At 58.2% G+C, this 24,079-nt stretch carries 27 protein-coding genes and 2 pseudogenes; 4 read left to right on the forward strand and 25 right to left on the reverse strand.

Going from position 1 to position 24,079, the window contains the following annotated elements; translation table 11 throughout:
- Window positions 1–88: 88 nt before the first annotated feature.
- Together HK44_RS30390 and HK44_RS30395 are read left to right on the forward strand one after the other, a co-directional pair.
- Window positions 89–775 (forward strand): annotated as a pseudogene (locus HK44_RS30390) (PAS domain-containing protein); the annotation flags it as partial.
- 111 nt (window positions 776–886) lie between these two features.
- Window positions 887–1,315 (forward strand): annotated as a pseudogene (locus HK44_RS30395) (methyl-accepting chemotaxis protein); the annotation flags it as partial.
- A 21-nt stretch (window positions 1,316–1,336) separates the two neighbouring features.
- Here the strand turns inward: HK44_RS30395 and HK44_RS04805 are convergent.
- The 3 genes from HK44_RS04805 to ggt all read right to left on the reverse strand — a co-directional run bounded on the left by HK44_RS04805 (window position 1,337) and on the right by ggt (window position 4,725).
- Entirely contained in the window at window positions 1,337–1,705 is a 369-nt protein-coding gene (locus HK44_RS04805) for a cupin domain-containing protein (RefSeq protein WP_019693692.1), read from the reverse strand.
- 76 nt (window positions 1,706–1,781) lie between these two features.
- Window positions 1,782–2,591, reverse strand: coding sequence for an AraC family transcriptional regulator (locus tag HK44_RS04810; protein ID WP_019693691.1), 810 nt, complete (start codon window positions 2,589–2,591; stop codon window positions 1,782–1,784).
- 289 nt (window positions 2,592–2,880) lie between these two features.
- Entirely contained in the window at window positions 2,881–4,725 is a 1,845-nt protein-coding gene (gene ggt / locus HK44_RS04815; protein ID WP_019693690.1) for a gamma-glutamyltransferase, read from the reverse strand.
- A gap of 190 nt (window positions 4,726–4,915) precedes the next feature.
- On the opposite strand from ggt, the gene HK44_RS04820 reads away from it, so the two are divergent.
- A complete protein-coding gene (locus tag HK44_RS04820; RefSeq protein WP_019693689.1) occupies window positions 4,916–6,019 on the forward strand; it encodes a DUF2817 domain-containing protein in 1,104 nt (367 codons plus the stop codon).
- A gap of 631 nt (window positions 6,020–6,650) precedes the next feature.
- Here HK44_RS04820 and HK44_RS04825 read toward each other — a convergent pair.
- The 6 genes from HK44_RS04825 to HK44_RS04850 all read right to left on the reverse strand — a co-directional run bounded on the left by HK44_RS04825 (window position 6,651) and on the right by HK44_RS04850 (window position 11,327).
- Complete coding sequence (locus HK44_RS04825; RefSeq protein ID WP_019693688.1) at window positions 6,651–6,848, reverse strand: helix-turn-helix transcriptional regulator; 198 nt, start codon at window positions 6,846–6,848, stop codon at window positions 6,651–6,653.
- A 44-nt stretch (window positions 6,849–6,892) separates the two neighbouring features.
- Complete coding sequence (locus HK44_RS04830) at window positions 6,893–7,111, reverse strand: hypothetical protein (protein ID WP_019693687.1); 219 nt, start codon at window positions 7,109–7,111, stop codon at window positions 6,893–6,895.
- An 824-nt stretch (window positions 7,112–7,935) separates the two neighbouring features.
- Window positions 7,936–8,157: a DUF4224 domain-containing protein gene (locus HK44_RS04835; RefSeq protein ID WP_019693686.1), complete on the reverse strand. Its 222-nt coding sequence runs from the start codon at window positions 8,155–8,157 to the stop codon at window positions 7,936–7,938.
- A 685-nt stretch (window positions 8,158–8,842) separates the two neighbouring features.
- Entirely contained in the window at window positions 8,843–9,043 is a 201-nt protein-coding gene (locus HK44_RS04840; RefSeq protein WP_019693684.1) for a hypothetical protein, read from the reverse strand.
- Between the two features lie 528 nt (window positions 9,044–9,571).
- Window positions 9,572–9,895, reverse strand: coding sequence for a hypothetical protein (locus HK44_RS04845; protein ID WP_141651674.1), 324 nt, complete (start codon window positions 9,893–9,895; stop codon window positions 9,572–9,574).
- Window positions 9,896–10,658: 763 nt separating this feature from the next.
- Entirely contained in the window at window positions 10,659–11,327 is a 669-nt protein-coding gene (locus HK44_RS04850; RefSeq protein ID WP_019693682.1) for an OB-fold protein, read from the reverse strand.
- A 987-nt stretch (window positions 11,328–12,314) separates the two neighbouring features.
- Here HK44_RS04850 and HK44_RS04855 point away from each other — a divergent pair.
- Window positions 12,315–12,551, forward strand: a complete 237-nt coding sequence (locus tag HK44_RS04855) for a hypothetical protein (RefSeq protein WP_019693681.1) — start codon at window positions 12,315–12,317, stop codon at window positions 12,549–12,551.
- An 88-nt stretch (window positions 12,552–12,639) separates the two neighbouring features.
- On the opposite strand, the gene HK44_RS04860 is transcribed toward HK44_RS04855, so the two are convergent.
- The 16 genes from HK44_RS04860 to HK44_RS04940 all read right to left on the reverse strand — a co-directional run bounded on the left by HK44_RS04860 (window position 12,640) and on the right by HK44_RS04940 (window position 23,946).
- The gene (locus HK44_RS04860) at window positions 12,640–14,754 is read right to left on the reverse strand and encodes a hypothetical protein (RefSeq protein ID WP_019693680.1); all 2,115 of its coding nucleotides are present in this window, start codon (window positions 14,752–14,754) and stop codon (window positions 12,640–12,642) included.
- Window positions 14,755–14,962: 208 nt separating this feature from the next.
- Window positions 14,963–15,568 (reverse strand): hypothetical protein, encoded by a 606-nt coding sequence (locus HK44_RS04865; protein WP_019693679.1) that lies wholly within the window; start codon window positions 15,566–15,568, stop codon window positions 14,963–14,965.
- Window positions 15,565–15,873 (reverse strand): hypothetical protein, encoded by a 309-nt coding sequence (locus HK44_RS04870; RefSeq protein ID WP_031319319.1) that lies wholly within the window; start codon window positions 15,871–15,873, stop codon window positions 15,565–15,567. The genes HK44_RS04865 and HK44_RS04870 overlap by 4 nt, the downstream gene beginning before the upstream one ends.
- A 340-nt stretch (window positions 15,874–16,213) precedes the next feature.
- A complete protein-coding gene (locus tag HK44_RS04875; RefSeq protein WP_019693677.1) occupies window positions 16,214–18,013 on the reverse strand; it encodes a DUF927 domain-containing protein in 1,800 nt (599 codons plus the stop codon).
- The gene (locus tag HK44_RS04880) at window positions 18,000–18,881 is read right to left on the reverse strand and encodes a toprim domain-containing protein (RefSeq protein WP_019693676.1); all 882 of its coding nucleotides are present in this window, start codon (window positions 18,879–18,881) and stop codon (window positions 18,000–18,002) included. Before HK44_RS04880 ends, HK44_RS04875 begins: the two co-directional genes overlap by 14 nt.
- A complete protein-coding gene (locus tag HK44_RS04885) occupies window positions 18,878–19,102 on the reverse strand; it encodes a hypothetical protein (RefSeq protein ID WP_019693675.1) in 225 nt (74 codons plus the stop codon). The genes HK44_RS04880 and HK44_RS04885 overlap by 4 nt, the downstream gene beginning before the upstream one ends.
- Window positions 19,095–19,382, reverse strand: a complete 288-nt coding sequence (locus HK44_RS04890) for a hypothetical protein (RefSeq protein ID WP_019693674.1) — start codon at window positions 19,380–19,382, stop codon at window positions 19,095–19,097. The genes HK44_RS04885 and HK44_RS04890 overlap by 8 nt, the downstream gene beginning before the upstream one ends.
- 48 nt (window positions 19,383–19,430) lie before the next feature.
- Window positions 19,431–19,745 (reverse strand): hypothetical protein, encoded by a 315-nt coding sequence (locus HK44_RS04895; RefSeq protein ID WP_019693673.1) that lies wholly within the window; start codon window positions 19,743–19,745, stop codon window positions 19,431–19,433.
- Window positions 19,742–19,990, reverse strand: a complete 249-nt coding sequence (locus tag HK44_RS04900) for a hypothetical protein (RefSeq protein ID WP_019693672.1) — start codon at window positions 19,988–19,990, stop codon at window positions 19,742–19,744. The genes HK44_RS04895 and HK44_RS04900 overlap by 4 nt, the downstream gene beginning before the upstream one ends.
- Window positions 19,987–20,214: a hypothetical protein gene (locus tag HK44_RS04905; protein WP_019693671.1), complete on the reverse strand. Its 228-nt coding sequence runs from the start codon at window positions 20,212–20,214 to the stop codon at window positions 19,987–19,989. The genes HK44_RS04900 and HK44_RS04905 overlap by 4 nt, the downstream gene beginning before the upstream one ends.
- Window positions 20,211–20,468, reverse strand: coding sequence for a hypothetical protein (locus HK44_RS04910; protein ID WP_019693670.1), 258 nt, complete (start codon window positions 20,466–20,468; stop codon window positions 20,211–20,213). Before HK44_RS04910 ends, HK44_RS04905 begins: the two co-directional genes overlap by 4 nt.
- Window positions 20,465–20,623 (reverse strand): hypothetical protein, encoded by a 159-nt coding sequence (locus HK44_RS29615; RefSeq protein WP_019693669.1) that lies wholly within the window; start codon window positions 20,621–20,623, stop codon window positions 20,465–20,467. The genes HK44_RS04910 and HK44_RS29615 overlap by 4 nt, the downstream gene beginning before the upstream one ends.
- Window positions 20,624–20,940: 317 nt before the next feature.
- Window positions 20,941–21,243 carry a helix-turn-helix domain-containing protein gene (locus tag HK44_RS04925; protein WP_080690581.1) on the reverse strand — a complete coding sequence of 101 codons (303 nt, stop codon included), beginning with the start codon at window positions 21,241–21,243 and terminating at the stop codon, window positions 20,941–20,943.
- 1 nt (window position 21,244) lies between these two features.
- Window positions 21,245–21,514: a helix-turn-helix transcriptional regulator gene (locus HK44_RS04930; protein ID WP_024264749.1), complete on the reverse strand. Its 270-nt coding sequence runs from the start codon at window positions 21,512–21,514 to the stop codon at window positions 21,245–21,247.
- A 134-nt stretch (window positions 21,515–21,648) separates the two neighbouring features.
- Window positions 21,649–22,530, reverse strand: coding sequence for a hypothetical protein (locus tag HK44_RS04935; protein WP_019693666.1), 882 nt, complete (start codon window positions 22,528–22,530; stop codon window positions 21,649–21,651).
- Between the two features lie 174 nt (window positions 22,531–22,704).
- Complete coding sequence (locus HK44_RS04940) at window positions 22,705–23,946, reverse strand: tyrosine-type recombinase/integrase (RefSeq protein ID WP_019693665.1); 1,242 nt, start codon at window positions 23,944–23,946, stop codon at window positions 22,705–22,707.
- Window positions 23,947–24,079: the final 133 nt, after the last annotated feature.

Here is a 24,079-nt window from a genome sequence, read left to right on the forward strand (position 1 = left end):
GTTCAATAAACGCTTGAAGCAGGAGCTGTCGGCTCTTCGCGAGGAACTCTCCAGCCTTCAACAAGTGAAGGAAAGCCTGGAAAGCGAGATGCTCGTACTCACCCTGGACCCTGATGGGCGGGTGCAATCGATTAACCAGAATTTCGTCCAGGAAATGCTCTACAAGAGCAATGACCTGATTGGCCGGCACATCGAAGAGATCGTTCCGGTCCACGTCAAGACCGATGAGTTTCACCTGCGCTTCAAGAATGCCATGACCCGTGGCGAGCACTTTGCGGGCACCGTGCGCTTGCTCAGAGGCAATGGTGAGGAAGCGTGGTTGCGCTCTATTGCCCAGCCGATTCGTGGCTCGGATGGCCGGATCAAACAATTTTCGATTTACTCCAGTGACCTGACCCGCACCATCGAAGCGTCTCGTGAACACGAGAACCTGATCGAGGCGTTGTTTCGTTCGACAGCCGTCATCGAGTTCGACCTCAATGGTAATGTGTTGACGGCCAACGAGCGGTTCTTGAACGGTATGGGTTACAGCCTGGCGCAGATCAAAGGCAAACATCACCGCACGTTTTGTGAGCCCGAGGAGTACAACAGCTCCGCGTATCAGGACTTCTGGCAACGTTTGAATGCCGGCGAGTTCGTGGCCGACCGCTTCAAGCGCATCGACAGCTATGGCCGAGTGGTCTGGCTCGAAGCGTCCTACAACCCGGTGCACGACGCCAACGAAAAGCTCTACAAAGTGGTCAAGTTCGCCAGCGTGATCACCGATCAGGTCAATCAGGAGCAAGCGGTTGCCGAAGCGGCGAACATCGCTTACAGCACCTCGTTGCAGACTGACAGCTGTGCGCAACGCGGCACCGCTGTGGTCACTCAGGCGGTGGACGTGATGCGTGAACTGGCCAAGCATATGCAGCAGGCTGGCGAAGGCATTGAGGCGCTGAACGAACAGTCGCTGGTGATCGGCACCATCGTCAAAACCATCAGCGGCATTGCCGAACAGACCAACCTGCTGGCACTCAACGCCGCCATCGAAGCGGCCCGTGCCGGCGAGCAGGGTCGAGGTTTTGCGGTGGTGGCGGACGAAGTCCGGCAACTGGCTTCGCGTACCAGCAAAGCCACCGACGAAATTGTCGGTGTAGTGCGTCAGAACCAGGACATGGCGCGCGATGCCGTGGTGCTGATGACGGATGGCAAGCTCCAGGCCGAACAAGGTTTGGCGCTGGCCGCCGAGGCGGGCACGGTGATCGTCGAGATCCAGGATGGTGCGCAGAAGGTGGTCAACGCGGTCGGGCAGTTCGCCAATCAGCTGTCGACGTAAGCGCGGCTCGATTGAGCCTCGTCAGACCCAAAGATCATTCAGCGCGGTACGCTCCCCACCTTCGCTCCCGGTATTGAGCACGCCCTTGGGTTCGATCAGCAGCAGTTTGACTTCCTTTTCGGCAAACGGCTTGTGCTCGACGCCCTTGGGCACCACGTACATTTCGCCTGGGGACACCAGCACCTGGCCATCGCGAAAATCGATGCGCAGTTGGCCTTCGAGGACGATAAACGTCTCGTCAGTGTCCTGATGATCGTGCCAGATGAAATCTCCCAGCAGCTTCACCACCTTGAACTGGTAGTCGTTCATTTCGGCGATGACCCGCGGCGACCAATGCTCGTTGATCTGCGCCAGCTTGTTGGCAAAACTCAGGCTTTGATAGGGCTGCATGGCATGGCTCCCGTTGGTGATTGTGATCCCACGGTAGCCCGTGCAGCAGCGCACTTCTTGCACGATTGTGCGCGGCTCAGCGGCGGTGCATTTTCATCCAGCGGGCGGGTGACAGGCCGTAGGTTTTGCCAAACTGCCGGGTCATGTGGCTTTGATCGCTGAAGCCTGCGATCAGCGCGGCGTTGGTCAGCGACTCCCCCTGCATCAGCAACGAGCGCACCAGGTCCAGGCGGCGCATGGTCAGGTAACGATAGGGGCTGGTGCCGAACAACACGCGAAAATCGCGCGACAGACTCCAGCGATCACGCCCGCTGTGTTCGGCCAGTTGATCCAGGGTCACCGTTTGGTCGAGGGCACTGTGCATGAACTCGCGAGCGCGTTCTGCCGCCGGGTAATCAAAGCTCTGGCGATGGGAGGTCATTCCCGATACGGCGCTCATGGCCTGCGCCAGATCAAACAGCGCATCCTGCTGCTCCAACGGGTCGAGGGGGCGATCGATACGCTGCAACAGGACCTCGGTCGCCGCGAACAAGCGTGGATCCATCGAAATGCCGGTCTTGATGAAGGGCAACGGCTGGCCGCCGAGCATTTGCTGGATCAGTGCGGGCTCGACGTAAAGCATCCGGTATTTGAAGCCGTCCTCGGTACCGGCCTCGCCATCGTGGACTTCGTCGGGGTGCAACACCATGGTCCCGCCCGGCAGGCTATGCCGCCAGCCGCCGCGATACTGAAAGCTCTGCACGCCGGACAGTGTGCGGCCAATGGCATAGGTGTCGTGACGATGAAGGTCGTAACCATGGCCCGAAAAAAACGCCTCGATACGCTCCAGCCCGCCCGAGTCGGGGGCCCGCTGGAACCAGTCGGTGAGGATTTTCTGCTTGCCCATGGGGAGTCTTTTGTGGCCGGGGTGTTCGGTGACGAACACGGTAGCTCAGGTGTGGGCTGGCTGTCAGCCGGATAACCGGTTGATTGATTCATTTGCGTTTTACTGGAGATCTGAGCCTTTAACCGGTTCTGCTTGCCATGTTAGGAAGTACTGCTTTTAGGGGGGGAGATTCGCTGATGACCGATTCAAGCAATACACAGGTCTATCTGTTTTCCTACGACGAGTCGATAGTCGTTGCTCTTGATAAGGGCCTACCTCGCAGTAAGCCCTTTCTCGTTTTCAGTCCCGATCAATCCCCCAGCGCTTCACCTTCACGCCGTGGATCGGCACCACCGGCCCAGGACGCTTTGCCCTGCGCGTCGCGTACGCGAACGATGGCCTGGGTGCCGCTGGTCATGTCGATTTGATTGACCGTATGCCCTTTGTCCTTGAGGGCCTGAATCAGCGCGGGGCTGAACTGGCCTTGTTCCAGCTCGGTCGAGCCATTGCGGCTGCCGAAGTTGGGCAGGCTGATGGCGGCTTGCGGGTCGAGGTTCCAGTCGAGCAGGCCGACCACTGACTTGGCGACGTACTCGATGATTTGCGAGCCGCCGGGCGAACCGAGCGTCGCGACCAGTTCACCGCTCTGACGATCAAAGATCAGCGTCGGCGCCATGGATGAGCGCGGGCGCTTGCCGGGTTCGACACGGTTGGCCACGGGTTGGCCGTCTTCTTCGGGGATGAACGAGAAGTCGGTCATCTGATTGTTGAGCATGAAACCCTGCACCATCAGGTGCGAGCCGAAGGCGGCTTCAACGGTGGTGGTCATCGACACGGTGCCACCCTGATCGTCGACGGCAACCACTTGCGAGGTGGAGATTCTCAGTGGCGAGCGGTCAGGGGCGTAGGCCACCTGAATGCCCGGTGGTGTGCCAGGTTTGGCGCTGCCCATACTGCGTTCGCCGATTAACGTTGCACGGTTGGCCAGGTAGGCAGGGGAGACCAGGCCGGCGACCGGGACCGACACGAAGTCCGTGTCGGCAACGTACTGCGCGCGATCGGCGTACGCCAGGCGCTCGGCTTCGGCGATCAGGTGCACGGCTTCAGGCGAGGGTTCGAGACCTGCCGGCTTGTTGCTCTTGAGTGGCTTCAGTCGCGCCAGAGCGAAGCGACTGTCGTAGCTTTCGAGTGCCTGCAAGGTGCCGAGGATCTGCGCCACGGCGATCCCGCCCGACGATGGTGGCGGCATGCCGCACACTTGCCAGCGCTTGTAGTCGGTGCACAGCGGGGCACGCTCTTTGGCGCTGTAGCCGTTGAGGTCGTTCAGCGACAGGCTGCCAGGGTTGGAATTGTCTTGAACCTTGGCGACGATTTCCTGCGCAATCGGACCTTGATACAGCGCATTCGGGCCTTCTGCGGCAACGCGCTTGAGGACCTTGGCCAGTGCCGGGTTTTTCAGCAGCGTGCCAACGGCTTTCGGGCTGCCATCGGCATTCAGGAAGTACGCAGCCATATCGGGTGAACGCGGCAGGAAGGGATCGGAGGCGATCATCGTGTGCAGGCGCGGCGAGATTGCAAAGCCCTTGTCCGCCAGGGCAATGGCCGGCTCGAACAGCTTCGCCCACGGCAAGCGACCGTGCTTGCGATGGGCCAGCTCCAATGCACGCAACACCCCCGGTGTGGCGACCGAACGACCACCCATCTGCGCCTCGGGGAAGGGCATGGGCTTACCGTCGGCTTGCAGGAAGAGCTTTTCAGTCGCGCCGGCGGGTGCGGTTTCGCGGCCGTCATAGGTGCGCACCGCCTTGCCATCCCAGAGCACGATCAACGCGCCGCCACCGATCCCCGAGGATTGCGGCTCAACCAGTGTCAGCACCGCTTGCATGGCGATGGCGGCGTCGATTGCCGAACCGCCCTGACGCAGCATCTCCCGTCCTGCTGCGGCTGCCAGTGGGTTGGCTGCTGCCGCCATGTGTTTGGCAGCGTATCGGGTGTGCAGGTCGGTGCGATACCCCGAGGCAATTTCCGGGGCCACCGGCAAGGCGCTGACGGACGGCGAAGAGGGCGGGGCGTTGCAGGCAGCAAGGGTCAGCGCGGCGGCTAGCAGCGACAGGGCAGTCAGGCGGTAGCGGTTCAAATGGAAGCCTGGGAACACGTGGAGCACTCCGTCCGTGGGATAAAGGATCAACGGACAGTATCTGCGCCTTGAGTCAACTGCAACGCTGGTCTTGTGCGTATTGATCGATGGATGGGCACCTTTTCCCTTCTTCGACGCAGGGTTTTTCTGTAGGGTCGGGGGCGCGAGATCTTCGCCAATAACAAGTCCATAACAACAAGAGGCCGACATGCAGACCGAGTTCCCAACGCAGCCAAGTTACCGTTCGCAGCGCGAACAATTCCTGGCGGCTGCAACCGCAGCTGGTGCGACGTTGACCGAATACCCGCATCCGCTCAAGGGGCCGTTTGGCGAACCCCTGAGCACTGATGTGGCAGTGCTCGGCGACCCCGGTGCAAAGCGTTTGCTGGTGATGCTGAGCGGCACCCACGGGGTCGAGGGCTTCTACGGTTCGGAGTGCCAGATCAACTGGCTGAACGAGTTCGGCAAACGCCCACTGCCCGCCGATGTTGCGGTGGTGGTGATCCACTTGATCAATCCCTGGGGTACGGCGTGGCTGCGTCGCGTCAACGAAGACAACATCGACCTGAACCGCAATCACCTGAACTTTGATCAGCCGTTACCCGACAATCAGGCCTATGCAGCGCTGCACCCGATTTATGCCTTCTCCCGGTTGCAGGGCCCGGAGCGTGAGCGCGCCGATGCCTTGCTCGCCGCGCAGTTAAGCGAGCATGGCTGGCCGGCAGTGATGTCGATTGTCGAGGGCGGGCAGCACAGCCATCCCGATGGTCTGTTTTACGGCGGGCTGGCGCCGAGCTGGTCGAACCGGACCTTGCATCAGATCATTGCGGTGCATCTCTCCCAGGCCGAGGTCGCGATGTGTTTCGACCTGCACTCCGGTGCGGGAGAGTACGGCCATCCGATGCTGCTGACCGTTACGCAAGCGGCTTACCCGGCACTGGAGCAGGCGCAGGCCATTTACGGTCCGTGGCTCTACACCATTCAAACCGGCGCGCAGACCCACAGCGAAACAGGGATTGCGGCAACGGCCACCGGCTACACCTCGCAGGCGCTGCTCGATGCGTTGCCACAGGTGCGCCTGATGCCGTTTGTCATCGAGTGCGGCACCTACCCGGGAGAGGCGGTGCATGCTCATCTGCGTGACGATCACTGGCTGCACCTGCATGGCAATCCGGGCGATGTCGTGGGGCGCGCGATCAAGCTGAATCTGGTTGAGCAGTTCTATCCCGCCGACAGTGACTGGCAGGAAATGGTCTGGGTTCGCACCCGGCAGATATGGGAAAAGGCGCTGTCTGCCTTGCCCACGATATAGGCGAACGCCCAGGCGCTTGATGAACGCGGCGGCTCACAGTGCGATGTGAGCCGTCGGTGGGCCGGGTACTTTTCTGCGGGCATAAAAAAACGGCCTGCCTTTCGGTAAGCCGTTTTTAGTACTTGGTGGTACACAGACATTTGAACTGGTTGCTTAAGGCGCTGTATTTGCTAGATATTTGTTTTGTTGTTTGTGTAAGGGATACATGTGGGGATACACGGCGCTCTCTGCTAGGTGGATTTTGGCTGTTTTTCTTTTCTCCAGAAGGTGCCCGAAAGTGACCATTTGGTAAGCCGGGCCGCTCCGACGAACGGCATCACACCAGCGGCTTTGGACTTCCGGGTTTTGGCCCTTTGCTCAGAAGCGGCGCGGGGCTCAGTCCTGACCGGAATCTATCTATTCGATTAATCGCTGATGGCTTGCCCATCTCTACCCAGGCTTCGTAGCCCACCACATCAATCAACACTCGACCATCAGGAGCATGTCGCCAGACTTAATCCTTTACCCAAGTCCCGTCAGCGATCTTCGATCTCACTGCGGCTTCTGTATATCCCGACTCGCTGGAGAACTTTCTGACGGTCAAATAGCGCATTTATTGCACCCCCGGATTTCAATCGCACTACGTCCCGCTTCAATCAACTGGATTCAGATCGAACATCCATTTAGCGATTGCTGACTGACGCCAGGCCACCGAGTTGGGGCCTATTCTGATCTGTTTTGGGAATGTGCCTTCCCTGATCCGGCGATAAACCGTATTGCGGCCCAGGCCGGTGGTGTGAAGCACCTCGTCGAGGCGCAGGAAACGATCAATGCTTTTTGTCTCAGTCATGTTTTGTCTCCTCGTCCATAAGCGATCCTGATTCTGACGCTGGCTTACGTCGCGCCTTGTGCCTTCAGTCGGGCCAACCCCTGATTGATATGTCCGGCGTTTTCGCCGATCACGTCCAAGGCACTCCGAACATTGTCGCCGGCCTCGGTATGTCCCTGGCTTTCGACTAACAAGGTCAGCTCCATTAAAGCGGCCTCCAAGGCGAGCTGGTTTTGATACATGCGTTCAAGGACATCAGGGAGAGAGTACTCAGGGGAAGGCATCGCTTCGACTCCATTCGAGAAAACGAAAGCGTAGCAGCGTTGCTCAATCGGGGTCATTCATGGGGTTATTTCACAAACCGCTCATTCGGCCTCTCTGAAGCGTGTTTGAGCCGCATTCATGGCATGTTTTCGCAAATCAGAGGTTGCCAGATGTCATTCATGGGGTGGCGTTTTCGCAACGGTGGCATTCCCCTTTTTATGCCCCCCCAAAAAACTCAATTACTGCGCACTTGGTGCTTGGTGTCATCGTTGAGCATGGAGAGGTATTTGTGACGGACAACAAAAAGCCCGCATGCGGGCGGGCTTAAAAGATTACGAGGGAGCAAGCGTAATCTGCGCCCGACTCTGTGAGCCACGTGTGAAAAGGATGTCGCAGAAACGAAAGCTACACGCTGGGCCAGCGCAATCTTTCGCAGCGCCGCCATATCGGTTTTCACGCATTGAAATGCGCGATGCCTGGGGGGGTGTGTATAGCCATTGTTTAAGCGATGCCGTGGGGGTTGTGTATAGCCGGCGCAGGAATCAATCCAGAATCGACATGGTTGACCCTCTCCGCAAAAATGAGGAGGCGGTACCAGCGCCACACTGTGGTATTCCCGCCACCCTGTTTCGGGGAGCGATCAGGTATTGACGCGGCTCATTCATGGGGTTCGGTTTTCGCAAAAGCCCATCGATGTATAACCAATCCGGTTTCAGCAGAAACCCAGTGGGTTTTACTTACCTTTGCTTACCCGGGCTTTCGAGTATGTAACCTAGCCTCCCATTTTGGCGGGTCAGGTGTCGCGACACGCCAAGCGAGTTGTGAAGAGGTGTTGCAAGTAAATTTATCTGACCTTCGAAAAGTCCGGCACCCATCGCGGCCTCTCTTCCTCCTCGACTACTGGTACAGGTCCTTGGCCATTTACTGCAAAGGCAGTTACGCACGGCCAACCGTTCACTTTGATGGTATGCCTGACTCCATTTGTCTTTAGGTTCTGGATCTGCGCCTTTTTCGTTTTGGCGCCGGTCAGCTCGCAAACTTCTTCGTGCGTAAGAAACTCAATCATTGCTTCTACCTGTTCCAGCCTGCTGCCAGGCGATGTGGGGAGAGGACTTTGGCTGGCCGCCTCATCGAAGCGGGTGGCTGCTGTCGAAAACGGTCGTGGATTATTCCTCAGCGGGCGGCTGCTGGTGCCCTAGCTTTTTCCGCCGGCGATCTTTCTTGTCCGCCGACCTCCCTAGGAGCTCATCCACCAATTTGTAGAATTCCTCTGACGTGGGCGGTTTATAAGAGTTAGTGGTAGTAGCCCAACCCGCCATAACCGGACCGCGCTTTTTTCGCCTGGATTGTGGAGTGTCGAACGGAGTCGACGCTGACTCTGCCGTCGTTCTTTTATCGATCGAGTGCGCCGCGATGTACGCATCTGCCCACTGGTCGAGCTCCAGGCGGTCGAAGCCAATTCCTTGCTGGCCGATCGGGAACTCGCGCACGTATGGCCGTACGGTCCTGTTGAAGACATCCCGGCACATTCCAAGATAACCAGGAGCCTGATAAGCCCTAAGAATTCGAGGCTGAACGAGGTGTTTGTTCATGCGCATACGCTTTATGGATGAGGCGCGACCTATCGAGCTGCGCAGCGAGCGCCCGGTTCGATTAAGTAAACGGAGGTCGCGCCAGATTCAAAGCCTAGCACTGCCTCGAAAGACGGGACGCCTAGCCGCCCAGCGGTTCGGTGAGCCCCAGCGGGCCGCCTACAGCCGCATTTCCCTGATGATTCGCCTCGGCTCCGCGCCCTGTGAAAGCGCACGCCTGGCGTCCTTGGTGAGCTGGTCGAGCGCCTGCTCTTCAAAGGCTGCCGCCATGGCGCTGGCCTTTCTGATTATCAGCAGCGCCAGCTCGGGCGGAAACACCACCTTGTCGGCGGGTAGATAATCACAGTCAATAACGGACACGGCTCTATCCTCGGTGCGCGGTTGTGCTGGCTCTGGGCCGGATCAGGGCCTGCAGATGATCTGCAGATGTTACCAGCCGAAAATGAGCAACTACCCTAAATTCGGGTAGTTTGCCGATCGAGCTGGATCGCTAGGCGGTGGCCCAAGGCGAGCGAATCGTTCACCCCTGCTCCGACCTGCTATCAGGTCGATGGATGCCCCAATAAATTCTTGACGAGCACCAAGCTCTAACACGCAGCTTTCACGCTGGAGGCGGCGCAGTGCTTGGGCTTCGGAAGATTCTGACTGTGTTTGTCGGCGGAATCCCGTCAAGAGCCTGTCTAGTATTGTTTGGCGCGCTAAGGATTTAACCGGCCTGCCCTTCCATTTCGGGATGGCAGCTATCGCACACCCAACTCGCGCATAACGAAAACGGTTCAGTAGGGAAGGTTTTTGCAGATTTATCGGCAAGATGCTTACCGGAAGTATCCAGAAAGCACCGAGAAAAAAGCCCAGGAAAGCCAAGACATCCTGCCGACAGCAATCGTTCTAAAACGCGCCGACAGTTAAGATCGAATTGAAGCTGTTGCCGTTAACCTGCCCATTTACTTCGATGGTAGCTAAGCACCACTTACCATCGCCTTTGGGAACGGCATCAATGACAGAGTACTGCTGCCGACCAATGAGGGTAGTGGCGATGTTGCCATATCCATCTTGCTCAAAAATATAGCTTCCATCTGCTTGCAGTTTTGGTTTGTCGGAGAAAATGTGCTTCCCCGCGCACGCAGGATCTACCCCGGCCGCTTCTACCGCTCCACAAGCTAAAACGAGCGCGCAAGCGGTAAGGCTCATAATTTTATTTGCCAGATTCACGATCATTCCTCCTTGGTATCAAAAAGACATCATATCAATAAATTCTGCTTGATGAGATAGGCCGTAATGCGCAATGAGGTAGGTGGTAGTCCCTGGCGATAACGGACATGGCTTTATCCTCGGGTGGCTGGCCAGGTACCAGGGTGCGGCACTCGGATGCGGTTTGATCCTCCACGCATCGGGCGGGGCGCTGATTTCCGGGTAACTGAGCTGCTGAGCCTGATCACAATCCGTCTAGAGCCTGTCCAGAATTGTCTGGGGTCTGTCAGGGGTATGAGACGCCTAGGGCGGCTTGTTTGACGGCCCCCGCATGGAATCAGCCTAAGACGCCCATCCGGCGCAGGCTTCGTCTCATGGCTGTCTCACATTCCGTCAAAGGGTGGTCAAAGTGATCCTGGCTTACTTTGAATTCTTCTCCCCCCGGCCCACCGTGTTGATTCCTACACGGAGTGTCGTTTTCTACACGTCAAAACCTGTCATTCAAACCGCTGGTGGCGGGTCATTCATGGGGTTATTTCGCAAACACGCTATTCGATGCCAATTCTGGGTCATTCATGGGGTGTTTCCCCAGAGAAGGGTTATCGGTCGTCCAAATGAGAGGCGCCCCCTCTACTTTCGTGATGGTAGATACCGCATGTCCGGCGCAGCGACGGCAAACATTTGATAGGTATAGATGTTCGGGGGGGCCGGCAGCCGTAACCAATTTCGTCGATAGCTTAAGGACAAATAGCCCGCGGTTAGCGGGCTAAGTTTTAACCGGCGTTCACTTCATCTCACAGTCTTCAAGCAGGACATTCATCATCAAGCCCTTTACCCGGCAGGTGGCAGTAATTTTCTGCCCCTTTCTAAGCTGTCCGAGTTGTTGGCTCATAGAGTCATCAAAAAATGCCTGGGCCATTGGGAGCTCAAATGCAGCGCCTGTGCCTATAGTGACGTACAGACTGTTGGTGATGTCTTTTTTGATGTCACCCACCGTACCGGTGATCCTCACCAAACGCCCCTTGAACCTGTTATCGGCGGCGACCTCGTTGTTCTTGTAGTCGCTCAAAATCTGGCCCACTGCCAATGGCATTACCTCCTCCTGTGCAGGCGCAGCGGCTTTAGGCGCGCTCGCTACCGAACTGTCTGGCTTGCTGGTGGCGTCGTGTGATTGTTGCGAAGCAAAGAGCCACACCGATAGGGCGAGGTACCCGAATGCCATAACGCGCGCCTTGGTAGTCCTGCCTCGGCTTAAAGTGAACCATGCAAAGACCATAGGCAGAAGCAATATCCCGAGAGCGAGGAGCAGCCCAACGGGTCTGACAGGCTGTGCGTGAGGGATCTGCGCGCCGCGCGCGCTTGCGGCTATGGCTCCCGGGCGGCCGCAATTGGGGCAGGATGGGGCGGCATCTGAAATATCTTTTCTGCAATCAGGGCAGGCAACAATTGCCATACGGAACTCCTTTTCTCGGTTTCAAATGTGGTTTGCATATCGAGTATTCCGGGGAGTGTATTACTGAGAATCGACTCCAGCCATACCATCGAAGCAAAATGCCAGTACCCTGACTTCGTTAATTTGCTGCAGGCACTCAGTAATCAGTGGTTGTGGCATCTGGATACGCGCTGGGAACGCGTGATATGAGTGATGGTTGCCAGTGAAAAACACTGCAATACCGTGGTAACCACAGTGGAAACCTCGTGTTTGGAAACTGCGCAAAATGGTAACTTTTCATGGTAACCGCGCTGGTAACCACCAGCCAGGTTCGCGCCAGCATCGCGTAGGAAGGTGCGAACCGGACGTGCGAACCTCGGGTGCGAACTTGCGGCTGGTACGCATTGGCGAGCGCGTACCGATGGTGCGTACCTGGCTCCGTACCAATGCCGGACAATTCTGTCTCAGAGACAGTTTCGCGCACTCCACCTGCGTGAAAAGTCTGCGTGAAACACTGCGTGAAAACACGCCGATAGGTACTTGACGCGGCTCATTCATGGGGTTGATTTCACAAATAGGGGGGTTGATGGTTTTGTGACCGGGCCAAAGTGATCCCCGCTCACTTTGGTATCCAGTCCTGAATGCCCTCCAACCGTGGATACCAGGGCGGATACCGGCCGATCTGGTCAGCGCCAGCGACTTGACAAAACTTGACATCTGATCGGCGCGAAAACCTGTCAAAACCTGACATCGAGCGCACACCAGAACCTAACAAAACCTAACATTGAAAACGCTGGCGCCGTGACAGCAAGCTGCCTTGTTGGCGCCAGACAGCCTGTTATCAATTGTTATGGTTGCGTGGTGTAGGGGCGGGCCCGTAACAGGGATCTCTTTGGCGGATGGTAACCGGGCTGGGGTGGTTACTTTTGGTGGTTACCGGGGTGGTTACCCTTGGCAGCAGCTACGCTGAGTGACGTACAGACGGTTCATGCTTTCGAGGTGGCTCATATGGCAAGACGTGGCCGTACTTTCCAGTGGCGTGACGAAGAGGTTGTAGAGGTTACGCTTGCCGGCACTCCTGGCGCGTCACGAGCCAGGCTAGCCGCTGCGCCTCCTAAACTCGCAAGGCTTGGTTTTTTTAATGGCCTACTGCTGTTCACTATCTGCAGCGTAATCATGGTGTTTGCCGTGCCGGCGTTGATTGCCCTGCTAAGCGTTATTTACGCTGTGATTTTTGGCGAATGAGCTGGGCAAGAGGTTAAGCGCTATTTCTTCGACAAGGCGTCGACTGCCAAAGCATTGCACTTTGGCAGTCGGAGAACCTGTTCTCTTGTTATCCCCTTGGGTAAACGGCGCTCGGGGTTCCAGGCATGAGCAGACTACGACTCGGATCGAAACCGTTGGTGCCGGTTTGCGGGCGACTCAATTCCTTGGCTTGGTGCTCCGTTACGGCCTCTGCGATCTTTTTACCGCTCAGGTCGATCCTGGTGGTGACCTGAACGGTCTGGGCCTGCCTTGGCGGAACTGGTGCAACCAAGGCTTCCGGCAATGGCCGCCCAATTGAGGTGCTTGGCGGCACCATAAGCATCGGCGCAATCGGAATGTGTGCCGGGTATGGTGATACAAGCGGCTGTCCTGCCAGCCATTGCTTGTCCGACTTGCTCCAGTTGTCTGCAAACGTTGCCTTCTTGAACGCCATGCCGGCCGGCAGCATCGAGTTGATACCGGTGACCACTGTGTTGAAAAGCCACTGCCACTGATCGAGGAAGAGCCCGACAAAGGATTTCATCCCGGATTTTACGCCGCTCCAGACTGAAGATATGGAGTCGCTTATCCACTTCCAGCCGTCAACGATATACGGGGCGATTGCTCCCCAGATCGCCTTGGTCTTCGTCCAGATCATGTCCCAGTTTCGATAGAGATAAATCCCGGCAGCAACGGCCAACATTACCCACCCGATTACCGGAATCGCGCGCAGCCCGAACATCAGGACATTGCCGATCAGCGACACCCCCTTGAGGACTGCCCCCGTTATGCCGCCGCCTCCGGAGAGCACAGTGAATAGCAGCCCAAACCCTTTCGATGAGGCCGCGATCATGTTGATCAGGCCACCGGTGACAAGGACGGTCGACAGTCCAATCAGTGAGTATGTGAATCCCTTGATCAGTGCCGGATGCCTCCCAAGCTCTTGAGATAGCTCGGTCAGCTTGGTGAGCATGGGGAGAAACACCGGCATCACGTTCTGGCCGATAGACAGGCTTAAATCGTCCATCGCCTTTGACAGCTCAAGGGTTTTCATCATCGGCGAGTCTTTGTTTGCCGCAATGGTCTGGCTGATGCCCTGGGCCTTGTCATAGGCATCGAGCGAGTGAAGCAGAACCGGCATTTGCTGCATGATTCGGGTGTAAATGCTGCCGCCAGTTCGACCGAACAGGATGTTGTTCTCTCGGCCCATGTCACTCAGCGATGTGATGTGGTTTTTTGCATAGACGCCCATCATCGCCTGAGCGAATTTGATCGTATCGGTGTCCTGTAAGTGCGCAAGTTCAGCATTCATGGGGCTGCCATGCAGGAACCGGGCGCCGCCGCCCTTTGTTCTCGTCACCTTGCTCTTTTCCCATACTCCCAACCTGAGCGCTTCGTTGGCCATGATGCTGGGCGTGAGCGCCATCATGCCGTGGGTGCGGCTGTAGCCGGTCATCAGGCCAGTGGCGACAGTCGAGCCGCCCAGTTCGCCAATGATTGGTTCCAAACCAGCGAAGATCGTTTTTTGGGTAAGCCCGGCCACAGCGACGCCACCGTGTGACATGAACAGTCGCAGGTCGCGCTCGCTAACCATCTTGCCGCTCGATTGAACGGTCTTGAAAATGCCATCAGCGATCTGGGTTGCCTTGTTTACATCGTTGAGCCCACCCATCAGTTCCATGGTTTTGCTCATCTGCATGAACTGCGCGTGAGCAATTCCCTGCTTGCCCTCAGCGAGCATTCCGGTCGCAACTTGGTACTGCGCAAGTACGGGGGATATGACTTTCGCCGCGGCCAGCGCCTCGAAACCACTCTTGCCAGACTCCCGAAACGCGCCCTGGGCGTCGGTGAACATCTTGGTTCGATCCATCAGCGACGTGCCGATGATCTTGTTGGCCTCGGAAAACTTCATAGCCTCCGAGATCTGCAGCTGCCCAAGCCCCTGCTGTTGGAGCTTGGACATCTCTTTCTGGTATTTGATTGCCTCATTGAGCGGGCCTTTGAACAGGCCGGCGATAGCCATCCCGCCGCCGAACATTGCACCACCAATGGCTGCTTGTTTGCCGATAGCCGCAAGCTTGGAGTTCAGCTTGTCGACGTCCATACCGGTGCCATGCAGGCTTTTGCTGATCGTCATCAGGCCAGAGCTGACATGGTTGATCAGCGAGAGCTTGACCGCGACTGAATACGATTCAATCGACATGGTTAGTTACCTCTTTTGATGTGAGCGTGACGGGGCGGCATACAGGCCCCGAACAACCCGTGGCGAAATAGCTGGAAGCCATTCGCGTTCGTGGAGCGCGTCTTATCCAATGTGTTTTACCTCTCATGTGGTGGGCTGATGCCCGGGGTGCTGCTCTGTGTCGCGACACGTTTTGTGAATTGCGAAAACGTGTCGCGTACCGAAATGGTCATTTGCCAACCAGGCGTAGGTCAGGCGGCAGCTTCGGGCCGAAGGGCGCACCAGGTGCGAACGGATCGGGTAGAAGGTGCTCGGGGCATTCCCTGATGAAATTCGCGGTTGCGATCTGGCAGGCGTTGAACAGCGGTGCGTCGTTCCATTCCTGACCGCGGCGTGCGGCGCTTTCCTCGAGCGCGTAGGCGAACACCAGATCGGCCAGGTTGGCCAAGCCATCCTTGCGCGCTGTCTCCCGCTCCACGGAGTTGATCGCCAGGAGGTCGCACAGCCGATCAAATCCAAGCCCCTTGGCCAGTCCCTCGGTGTCCAGCACCAGCGAGCGCCCAAAGCCGGCGAGCACCGTGCGCAGGTCGTTCCACTCCGTGCTGCGGTGGTCGGCGGCTGCCTGCTCAATCTCGGCTATGGCGCTGGCGGTGAATGGCAGGTACTGGCTCAGTTTGCTGGCCTTGCGACGCATGGCTCGGCGTTCGACACGGATCGAGTCAAGTCGCTTCCCGAAGATGCGACAGATCCGCCGAGTAGTGATCAAGCTGGTGCTCATGCTGGCGCTTGGCTTCCTGGCAATGTCCACCAAGGCGATGACGAGGCTGGTGCTCATGGGTGGGCCTCCATAGGTGTGTTGTCGTAGTTGGCGCGCAGGAGGGCGCCAGCCGTGCAATGGCGTCCGGTGGGCGCGTAGCAGGAACGGCAAACCATGATGTGATTGAGGTATTGGTCGCGGGCCTGTCGCCACTCAGATGTGGCGGCGTTGGTGTAGGTGCTTGTCTGGTGTTGAGCTGGGCGCTCGATACGTTCCGTCAGCACCAGACGTGGACGATCCGTGGTGCGATTCGCCATGGTCGGTTTGCCAGCGCCAGCGATGGTTGGCGGCATATGATCGAGGAGGCCGGAAAGGAGGCTCATGGCGCCACCTCACCCGGATTGCTCACATACACATGTTGCTGTGATTTCAAAAACGGTGGGAACAGTGGGAACGGTGGGAACGCCCAATGTTTCCGGGGGGGTGAGTGTTCCCAATTTGTTCCCACTCGTTTTTCTGTGGGAACAGTGATAACCAAAAGGCACAGTAGTGCCGCGCTCTTATATTGAAACTTTGGTGTGTGTTCCCACTTGTTCCCACTTTTTTTATAGGGTGGGAACGGCTGAAAGCCACGGTTTTGCTGGCCGTTCCCACTGTTCCCACTGTTCCCACCAATTTCAGGTTCCTGTGAACATGGGCATTCGTGATTGGTAGTGGTGGCGGTCATACGCTACCCCCTTCGCCGTCCATGGTTTCGGGGTCGATCACATACAGGCCAGGCGATCCGCCACCCGGTACGCGGTATTTTTTGGTGTGTCGTTTGCGGTCGGAGTCACGCTTGGCAATGGCGCCAGCACCCTCCAGCGCCTTGATAACGCGACTCAAGCCGTACCCATGCGCAGCCTCGACCAGGGCCGGCTTGTTGAACAGGTACAGGCGTTTGCCCGTGGACAATTCCCAGTACCCGGCCCGGTTGAACACCTTGGCGTCATCTTCTGATGCGTTCACGTCGGAGAATCGGCTGCTGCCGTGCTTGTCGATGAAGTCGAGGATGCCGGACAGAATCTGGCGGTCTTCGGCGTTTCCGCTGCCTACGCGGCTCAGCCACTCGCCATAGAGCAACTGGCAGTCGGCCAGGGCGTTGCCTGGCGTCCAGGGCAGAAAGCCGTAAGCGATAGCCATTTCCCCCGCAAGCGCAATGACGGCGAACCGATCCGCCACCCGTCCGGCTTGGGCGTTGTCCTCGATGAACTGGGCGCGGATACCGGCGAAGTCACTGAGCAGTCCAGGCTTGTCGTCGGTCGCGATCAAGCGCTCCACGAAGGCTGGCCCAAGGTGACCATGGTGGGCGCCGACGGCCACGGTGAGCTGTCGGTGGAAGTCCGCGCCCTCAAGGCCATGCAATTCATCAAAGGCCCGGTGCGTCCGGGTGCCGGCGTTCACGTCGACCATACGTAGCTCGGCGCCAGCGTGGGCGGCATTGCCGGAAATGGCGGCGTGCTCGGAGAGGGAACGCTCACCGCTGGAGAGCGTCAGCAGGCGCCAGCTGAGTTTTCCTCGGGCCTCACGTTCACGGGTCATGGTGCCCTTACCCTGGCCGTTGGCGAGGGAGTAGGCCATTTCCTGTACACGCTTGGGGTCGGCGCGCTTGATCTCGTCCAGCGGCAGGATAGTGTCGTTGCGGCTCGACGCCTCAATCTCCAGACCGCCCTTGGTCATGTCCCAACTGGCAGCGAACACGCCCGGGTCACCCCATACCGACGAGCCGATCAGTTGCGCCAGCGACTTGCCGCTCGAGCTGTCGCCCACCAGGTGAACGCCACCACCCAGCACGCCGACCAGGCTCAGCAGCGGCCCCGCCAATGAGCAGCCAATCGCCAGCGTTAGCACCGGGTTGCCGGCGCACTTGGCGGCCACTTCCGACTGCCATTGCGCCAGCTCTCCGCGCCGGCTGAAAAGCACCTGAGCCTTGTTGCTGGCCTGGTACCGCACTTTGTCACTGCCGATCGTCCGCCCGGGCAGCACGAACGCCCCCGACTCATGCCAGCCCGGCCGGCAGGTGGTGGCGAACACTTCGGCGGGGTGTTGATCGAGCAGGTACTCCATGAACGTGCCGCGCTTCTTCAGGGCGATGATGACGCCCATGCCGAACAAGGCGCGCCGGGCATCCTCGCCGCTGCCGCCGAACACCTCCATGGCGATGATCCATTCCTTGATGCCGCCCTCGGTGACCAGACGGAGCAGTCGGCCCTCGCTGCCGTCGTCGCTGTTGGTGGTGCGAGCCACGACCGTGACGGGGCTGGAGATCCACTCATCGGTGATAGGCCGGTCGCCGGTATCGCTCTCGGCATCGTCCTGATCGGCGGCGGCACGCTTGAAGCTGTGCCAGTAAACACCCGGGCGCAGCTTGCGACCTTTCTCGTTGATCACCCAATGCTCGTATACGGCCCAGCAGGGGCGATCAGGCGCAATGGCAGCTGCATCGGGTCGAAGATTGATCACGTTGGTGTCAGGCTTGGACATTGGCGAGCTTCCAGTTGGCGAGGTCGTTGAAGTCGGTGAGGTCATCCGGTGCGCCTTCTGGCCACTTAGGGAAAGCCACTTGGCCGCCCACAGCTGCTGCCGCGGCGTTCGCCGCTTTGCGCCCTGGGTTACCGTCGGTGAGCCGGTCGTCGTCGCCAGTGATAACGATTGCTTGCCCCGGGTAGCGAGAGCGAAGGCCCATCGCCGCCGGGATCAGGTTGCCCGCGTTCATGGCTGCGGCCACCACGTAGCCGCCGTGCTGGTGGAGGCTGGCGGCCGTCGCCCACCCCTCGCAGATACAGAGCTGAGAACCGGGCTCGATGATGCCCAGCGGCGAGTAGGTGCCCTTCACGCGGCCACCGGGCAAGAAGCGCTTGGCGCCGTCCGGGGCGATCCTTTGTAGGTTTATCAGGCGACCATCCAGGTACAACGGGATCAGCAAGTCAGCGCCACGCTGGCGCAGGCCGTGGGGGCGAACCGCTTTGGCCACCAGGTACGGATGAGCCGGGTCGGCGCGGCGCGCATTCCGCCACCAGCGGTTGGCCAACTCGGCGGCGTGCTGCTGGCGCTGGTGTTGCTCGGCCTCGCGCTGGCGTCGGGCCTGGTCAACGCGCTCGCGGATCTGCGCGGCTTCCTTGGCGTCCACCGGCTCACGACTACACCAAGTGCTGGCACCGCCGGCTTTCCAGCTGCCGAACGCGCCGGAGGCGATACCGTCCAGGTGCAGGACATACCAACCATTGAGAGTGCCGGGCTTGTCGTCCGGGACGCGGAACCGGTGAATGGTGCCATCGGGTATCGGTAGCCAGTCGAGCGGGCCATAGACCGACTGGAGCGCGTCACGGAAAAGGATCGTGGCGTCTGTCATGCGGCCCCCTTCGGCGGCTCAAACCGCGCCAACACGGCGTTGAGCTTGGTGGTCGTCTTACGCATCAGTGCGGCGGGCTCGCGGTCTGGCTCGCTGTCACGGAATGCTGTCAGGTCGTTGAAGACGCCGACCAGCAAGGCAAAGCTGTACGGGTCGATATGCGGCGGCTCATCGTCACGCACGATGCTGCTGGGTGGGTCGAACAGAATCACGTTACTCATGATTCACCTCCCGGCGATCAGCGCCAGCAAAGGCACGACAGACCTGGCCGTTGTTCATTCCGTGCCAGCGGATAATGTCGTCGATTGAATCGACCAGGCAGGCCGTTACCACGGCCTCGGTGCTGCGCATCACGATGCGACCACACTCGGCGTCGGCCTGGCTCAAGAACGGCCCCAACAACGCCTTGGGCACCTTCGGATGAGTGACATACCAAAGCTCGGTGGCTTTCTTTGGGCAAGCCGATCCCGTCGACGCTGGCGCGTCGTTTTGAATTTTCATGGTTAGATCCTCAGCTTATGGAGCTGGTTGCTTCGGCAAGGTTTGTGTTCATGGCTTGCGCTTGCGGGGCTGCTCTTTTGCCCGCTCGCTGAGGTGCCAGTCCGCCGACTGTTCAATGTCGTGAACTCGACCGCTCATTTCGCCCAAGGTCTCGATCAGCCATCCAATACTGATTACGGCCTTGTTGCTGAGCCCGTCGTCTTCATTCGCCGCAGCAACTGCAAGGATGTTGCCGATTGCGGCTATCCCATGGCTCAGGTTCATGCCGACGCATTCCCCGGCCAGCACGATGTCGCGGAGCTTTTCGTCAGGCAGTGAGCCGAGGTTCTCGGTGGTAATCAGCAGGGCGTTGAGGTGGCTCATTTGGCTTCCTCCTCATCAAGGCAGCGACCAAACATTTCGACTTGGCCCTCAAGGTAGCTGGCCCACTCGTCACTGAGGTGCGTGCCTAGCTCAGCCAGCCCAGCTAGAACTCCGTACTCCTGATGATCTACAGACAAGGTTATGGCTCGCATCACTGAGCCCAACCAACGAACCTGCTGATTGGTTGTGGAAAGAACTTCCTGGGTTTCTTTTGCGATACCGGCGATCGCTTCGAGCTTGTTCATTGCTCACCCCCAGCAGTGTCGATCATCCCTTCCATCAGTTCAGCCCAGGCCATAGCGGTGTGTTGCGCCATCACGGCGGTGACACGGGCGACGATGATCGGAATCGAGGGGGAAGCAATAACCGCGAGCGCCAGGCTTAGAAGCGCCAGGATGTCTTGCAGGTCGCGGAGGTCTTCCACAGAGCAGTGGGCTGGAGTAGTGATGGTTTGGATAGGGAAGGTCATATGGCACCCCCTGCGTTTTCCAGCTTTCTGGTCATCTCGTCCACGTCGCCAAGGCCCGACAGCATGCCTTCAGTCAGGTAGGAGCCGATTTCTGCAAGGGTCGCGCAGTCCCGCCCCTCACAGTGCTTTGTGTTGTGCTTGATGGCGCGCATCAGAGCCCCAAACCACTCGGCATAGCTCTTGTCGCAATGGAGTTGGTCAACTGCGGCACTTGCGACATCGTTCACGATGTCTGCTTTCTGCTTGGCGTTCATTGGGCACCCCCGACGGTTTCCAGGGTTCGGACAATAGCCATGTGGGCGTTGTAGCGGGCGAGGCGGATGGAGAGGGACGAGTTCGCGCGGAGGGCGCTCAAGGCCATGCGGCGGTGAGCAAGGGCGCGTATTTTGGACGGATTGAGGGCGTGCATAGGTGGAGCTCCTTTTGCTTTAGAGGAGCTGCCACGATCCTTCCTACGGGATTGGGTGGCAGCTGTGCACGGGGTAGGAATACCGGGGCAAAAGGAACCCGGCCAGGCCGAAGCCTGCCCGCGCACAGCTGCCATAACACAGAACTGCAGACGAAAAAAAACGCCGGCAGTGGTGATCTGGGCGCTGTTGCGCCTTTTGCTCATCGGGTTCCTACGCCCGGTCGCTGATTTTGCAGCGACGCGTAAACCATACCGACGAGCACGACTGCTGGCAAGGAACGTTATCGACCGTTCATCGCTGGGCATGAGCATAGTCGTCATGCGGACACCCCAGCTGGCGGATTGGTGCTGAGGTAGTAGAGAGCCATACCGCTATGAGTGCGACCTTGATCGTCGGTCAAAGTGAGACGGTGGGTAAGAATCTTGTGCCCAAGGCCGCGCAGCTCATTGACCCGCGCACCAGGGCGAACGATGTTCAGTTCACGGATGGCGGTAAAGGTGTCAATCGGTCCGGCTTTCAAGCGCTCCAAAAGGCGAGCGCGTTGTGCGGTTCCGCTGGTATTCTCTACGTGAGTATTTTCGTGGCTGGCCTGTTGGTCGGCCATTTTTTTTGAGCTCATATCAGGCAATCTCCCCACGCAGGGCGATGCGCTGGCGAACCCAGGTCTGTACCTCGGCCAAGACAAAGCCTACCGGCGAGCCGCGTGACTTGCTGTCGCTCAGCGGAACAGGGCGCGGGAAGGTCGGATCGTCTTTGAGGCGCTTGTACACGGTGGGGCGGGCGAGCCCAGTGATGGCTTCCAGGTCCGGCATCCGGATTATGGTGATCGATGGATCAAAGTTCTGCGTGAATGGGACAGAAGGTTGGTGCGATGTGTGAATCGTATGCATGGTGTGTTTCCCGATACTGATGTAGACGGGAAACAGGATGATTGCGCAGCGATTCTCTCGGCAGTCCCGCATGCGCGCAGACTGTACAGTTAGCGCGTATACCGTACTGTATGCGCGCAGATGGTAGTCGCCAGTCAGTCCTTTGAACGCAAGTGTGTCGTCACCCACCCATAAAGCGTTCTCTCGGTAACTCCGTAATCCCTGTGTTTATTCCGGGCGAACGCAGTTCGGCTGCTGAAGTTTGATCCAGTGGTATCCCAGCACAGAAGAGCTGCCGACCTGCTCTCGCTTGTTTCTTTATGCCGAGCATTGGCTGCGAGACTTGCTGCGAGCGAAACCTTTTTCCTCACCAGATCATCTACCTGCTCGGGGATTCTTTTTTCATTGTCGTGCAAGAAAAACTCGATTCTTTTGCGCATTTCGTGTTCGTCCTGACGCTGCTCTGCTCTACAAACAACCTCCATGATGTCTACTGCGTTATTGGCAATGGAGCTAAGGCACACCATAGGTAGGTCTTCTTTCAGGACGGGTGGCCACCACTCATCATCCTGGAATGAAAGGATCGCCTCCCCAATGAGCACCAATGCTAAAACGGCGAAGTATTCATAGGGTTTTGCGTCAGGGAAATTCTCATCGTCAAGGTCGACCCCTTTTAAACTTTCCTCCAATGCCTCAAGACGGCTAGTGTTCTCTTCATTCGGAAAATCGAACTCATCAGAAATGATGTCAGGGTTGTGATCGACCAGCTCTCTCAGTCCATATTCCGTCCGATCCTCGTCGGGGAGATGACGGAGTATCGAGCCATTGGTTTTCACTTGGAGGGTGATCCAGGATTCTTTCTCTTTGTAAAAATATTCGTTGGTGAGCCACTCAATAGTTGAGGCGGCCACTCTGATCTCATGTTCTGATCGGTTCTCAAGCACCAGCTTGGCGCGTGCTTGCATGACGCGCAGCCGCCATATGGGCTCGAACGGCACCTCGTCTGTAAAGGCATCAAACTCTTTATCCGTTTCCATGATCAACTCCTCTCCCGGCACCCTGTAATGAGAAGTCGGCCGGCCGGATGGGTGTCCGACTTTTCACCCCTTAGGGCTAGGCGGGCAAAAATATTGTGTCTGTCTGAGCACTTGTGTTCGAACAGCGATAGATTTCAGTCTATATGCGTCTACGAGAACCATGGAAGGCCCGGTTCAGGCCCTCTTTCCGAATTCGCCTTGCACAATTACGCCGCCGGCCAGTCCGTCCAGGTAGTTCGCATACCATTGCATCATCGTCGTGCGCTGCGGCAGGTACTGGGCCTTGTTGTAGACGCCTGCGACGCCGGGTTTCTTGTGCGAAAGCTGGGCCTCGATATGGTTCTCGTCGAAACCGTTTTCGTTGAGCACCGTCGATGCGATATGCCGGAAGCCGTGGCCGGTTTGACGCCCTTCGTATCCCATCCGACGCAGTGCCATCAAGAACACCGTGTCGCTCCGCGGCTTGGTGTGATCGCTGCGACCCGGGAAGAGGAGGGGATAGCTGCCGGTGTATTGGCGCAACTCCTCCAGCGCCTCGATCGCCTGAGACGAAAGCGGAACAAGATGCTCAAGGCCTTTCTTGCGACCTTTACGCTCGACGGGAATCGTCCAAATCTTCTTGGCAAAGTCGAACTCAGACCACCGCGCCTCACGTAGCTCGCTGGGGCGCACGGCGAAGAGACTTAGAAGGCGCAGGCCGAGGCGCACGTCGTGGGCATGAGGGTAAGCGGCTATGGCGCGGATCAGGCCTGGCAGTTCATCTGGCGGGACGTGGGCGTAGTTCTCTGCCTTGCCCGACTGGAGGTATTTTTGAAGGCCTTCAAGCGGGTTATGAGTTGCGCGGCCGGTCACCCTGGCCAAGTCGTAGACGTCTCTGCAGTACGAGCGAACCCGGCTCATCTGTTCGAGGATTCCCTGCTGCTCCATGCCGCGAAGAAACTCCATCCATTCGAGCGGGGTGATCTCTGCATATGGGCGCTTACCGAACACGGGGAAAACATGGCGCTCGAAGGCGCCCATGATTCGCTTCGATGTTCCTGCGTCCCAGTTGGTGAGCCGTGAGGCATACCACTCCCTTGCCAGCGGCTCGAATGTCTCGCCGGCAATGTTCCTTTCCGCTTTCTTGCGAGCCTGCTTTGTGACGATTGGGTTCTTGCCGTCAGCGGCGTCAGCGCGCAGCTCGGCAGCTTTCTGCCTAGCCACCGATCCGCTCACATCGGGATAACCGCCCAGCCCAAGCCATGACCATTTTCCGTCGGGCTTCTTGTAGCGAAGCTGCCAGGACTTCTGACCGTCAGTTTTTACGCGGAAATAAAGGCTGTTCCCGTCGAGCTCGCGATACTCCTTGGCGTCAGGCTCTAGCCCGGCCAATGCGGTGTCGGAGAGGGGGCGGCGCTTTATCTCTGAACGCTTCATTTGGCTTGTATCCCCTCGGTTCAATTATTTATCGAGGATACACAGCGGGATACACGAAGGGAAGATATAGGGGGATACAGGGAGAGATAGCCAGAAACAAGAAAGCCCGCACTAGGCGGGCTTCTTGTTTTGA

Source organism: Pseudomonas fluorescens HK44 (assembly GCF_000217955.3).
GTDB lineage: Bacteria > Pseudomonadota > Gammaproteobacteria > Pseudomonadales > Pseudomonadaceae > Aquipseudomonas > Aquipseudomonas fluorescens_AQ.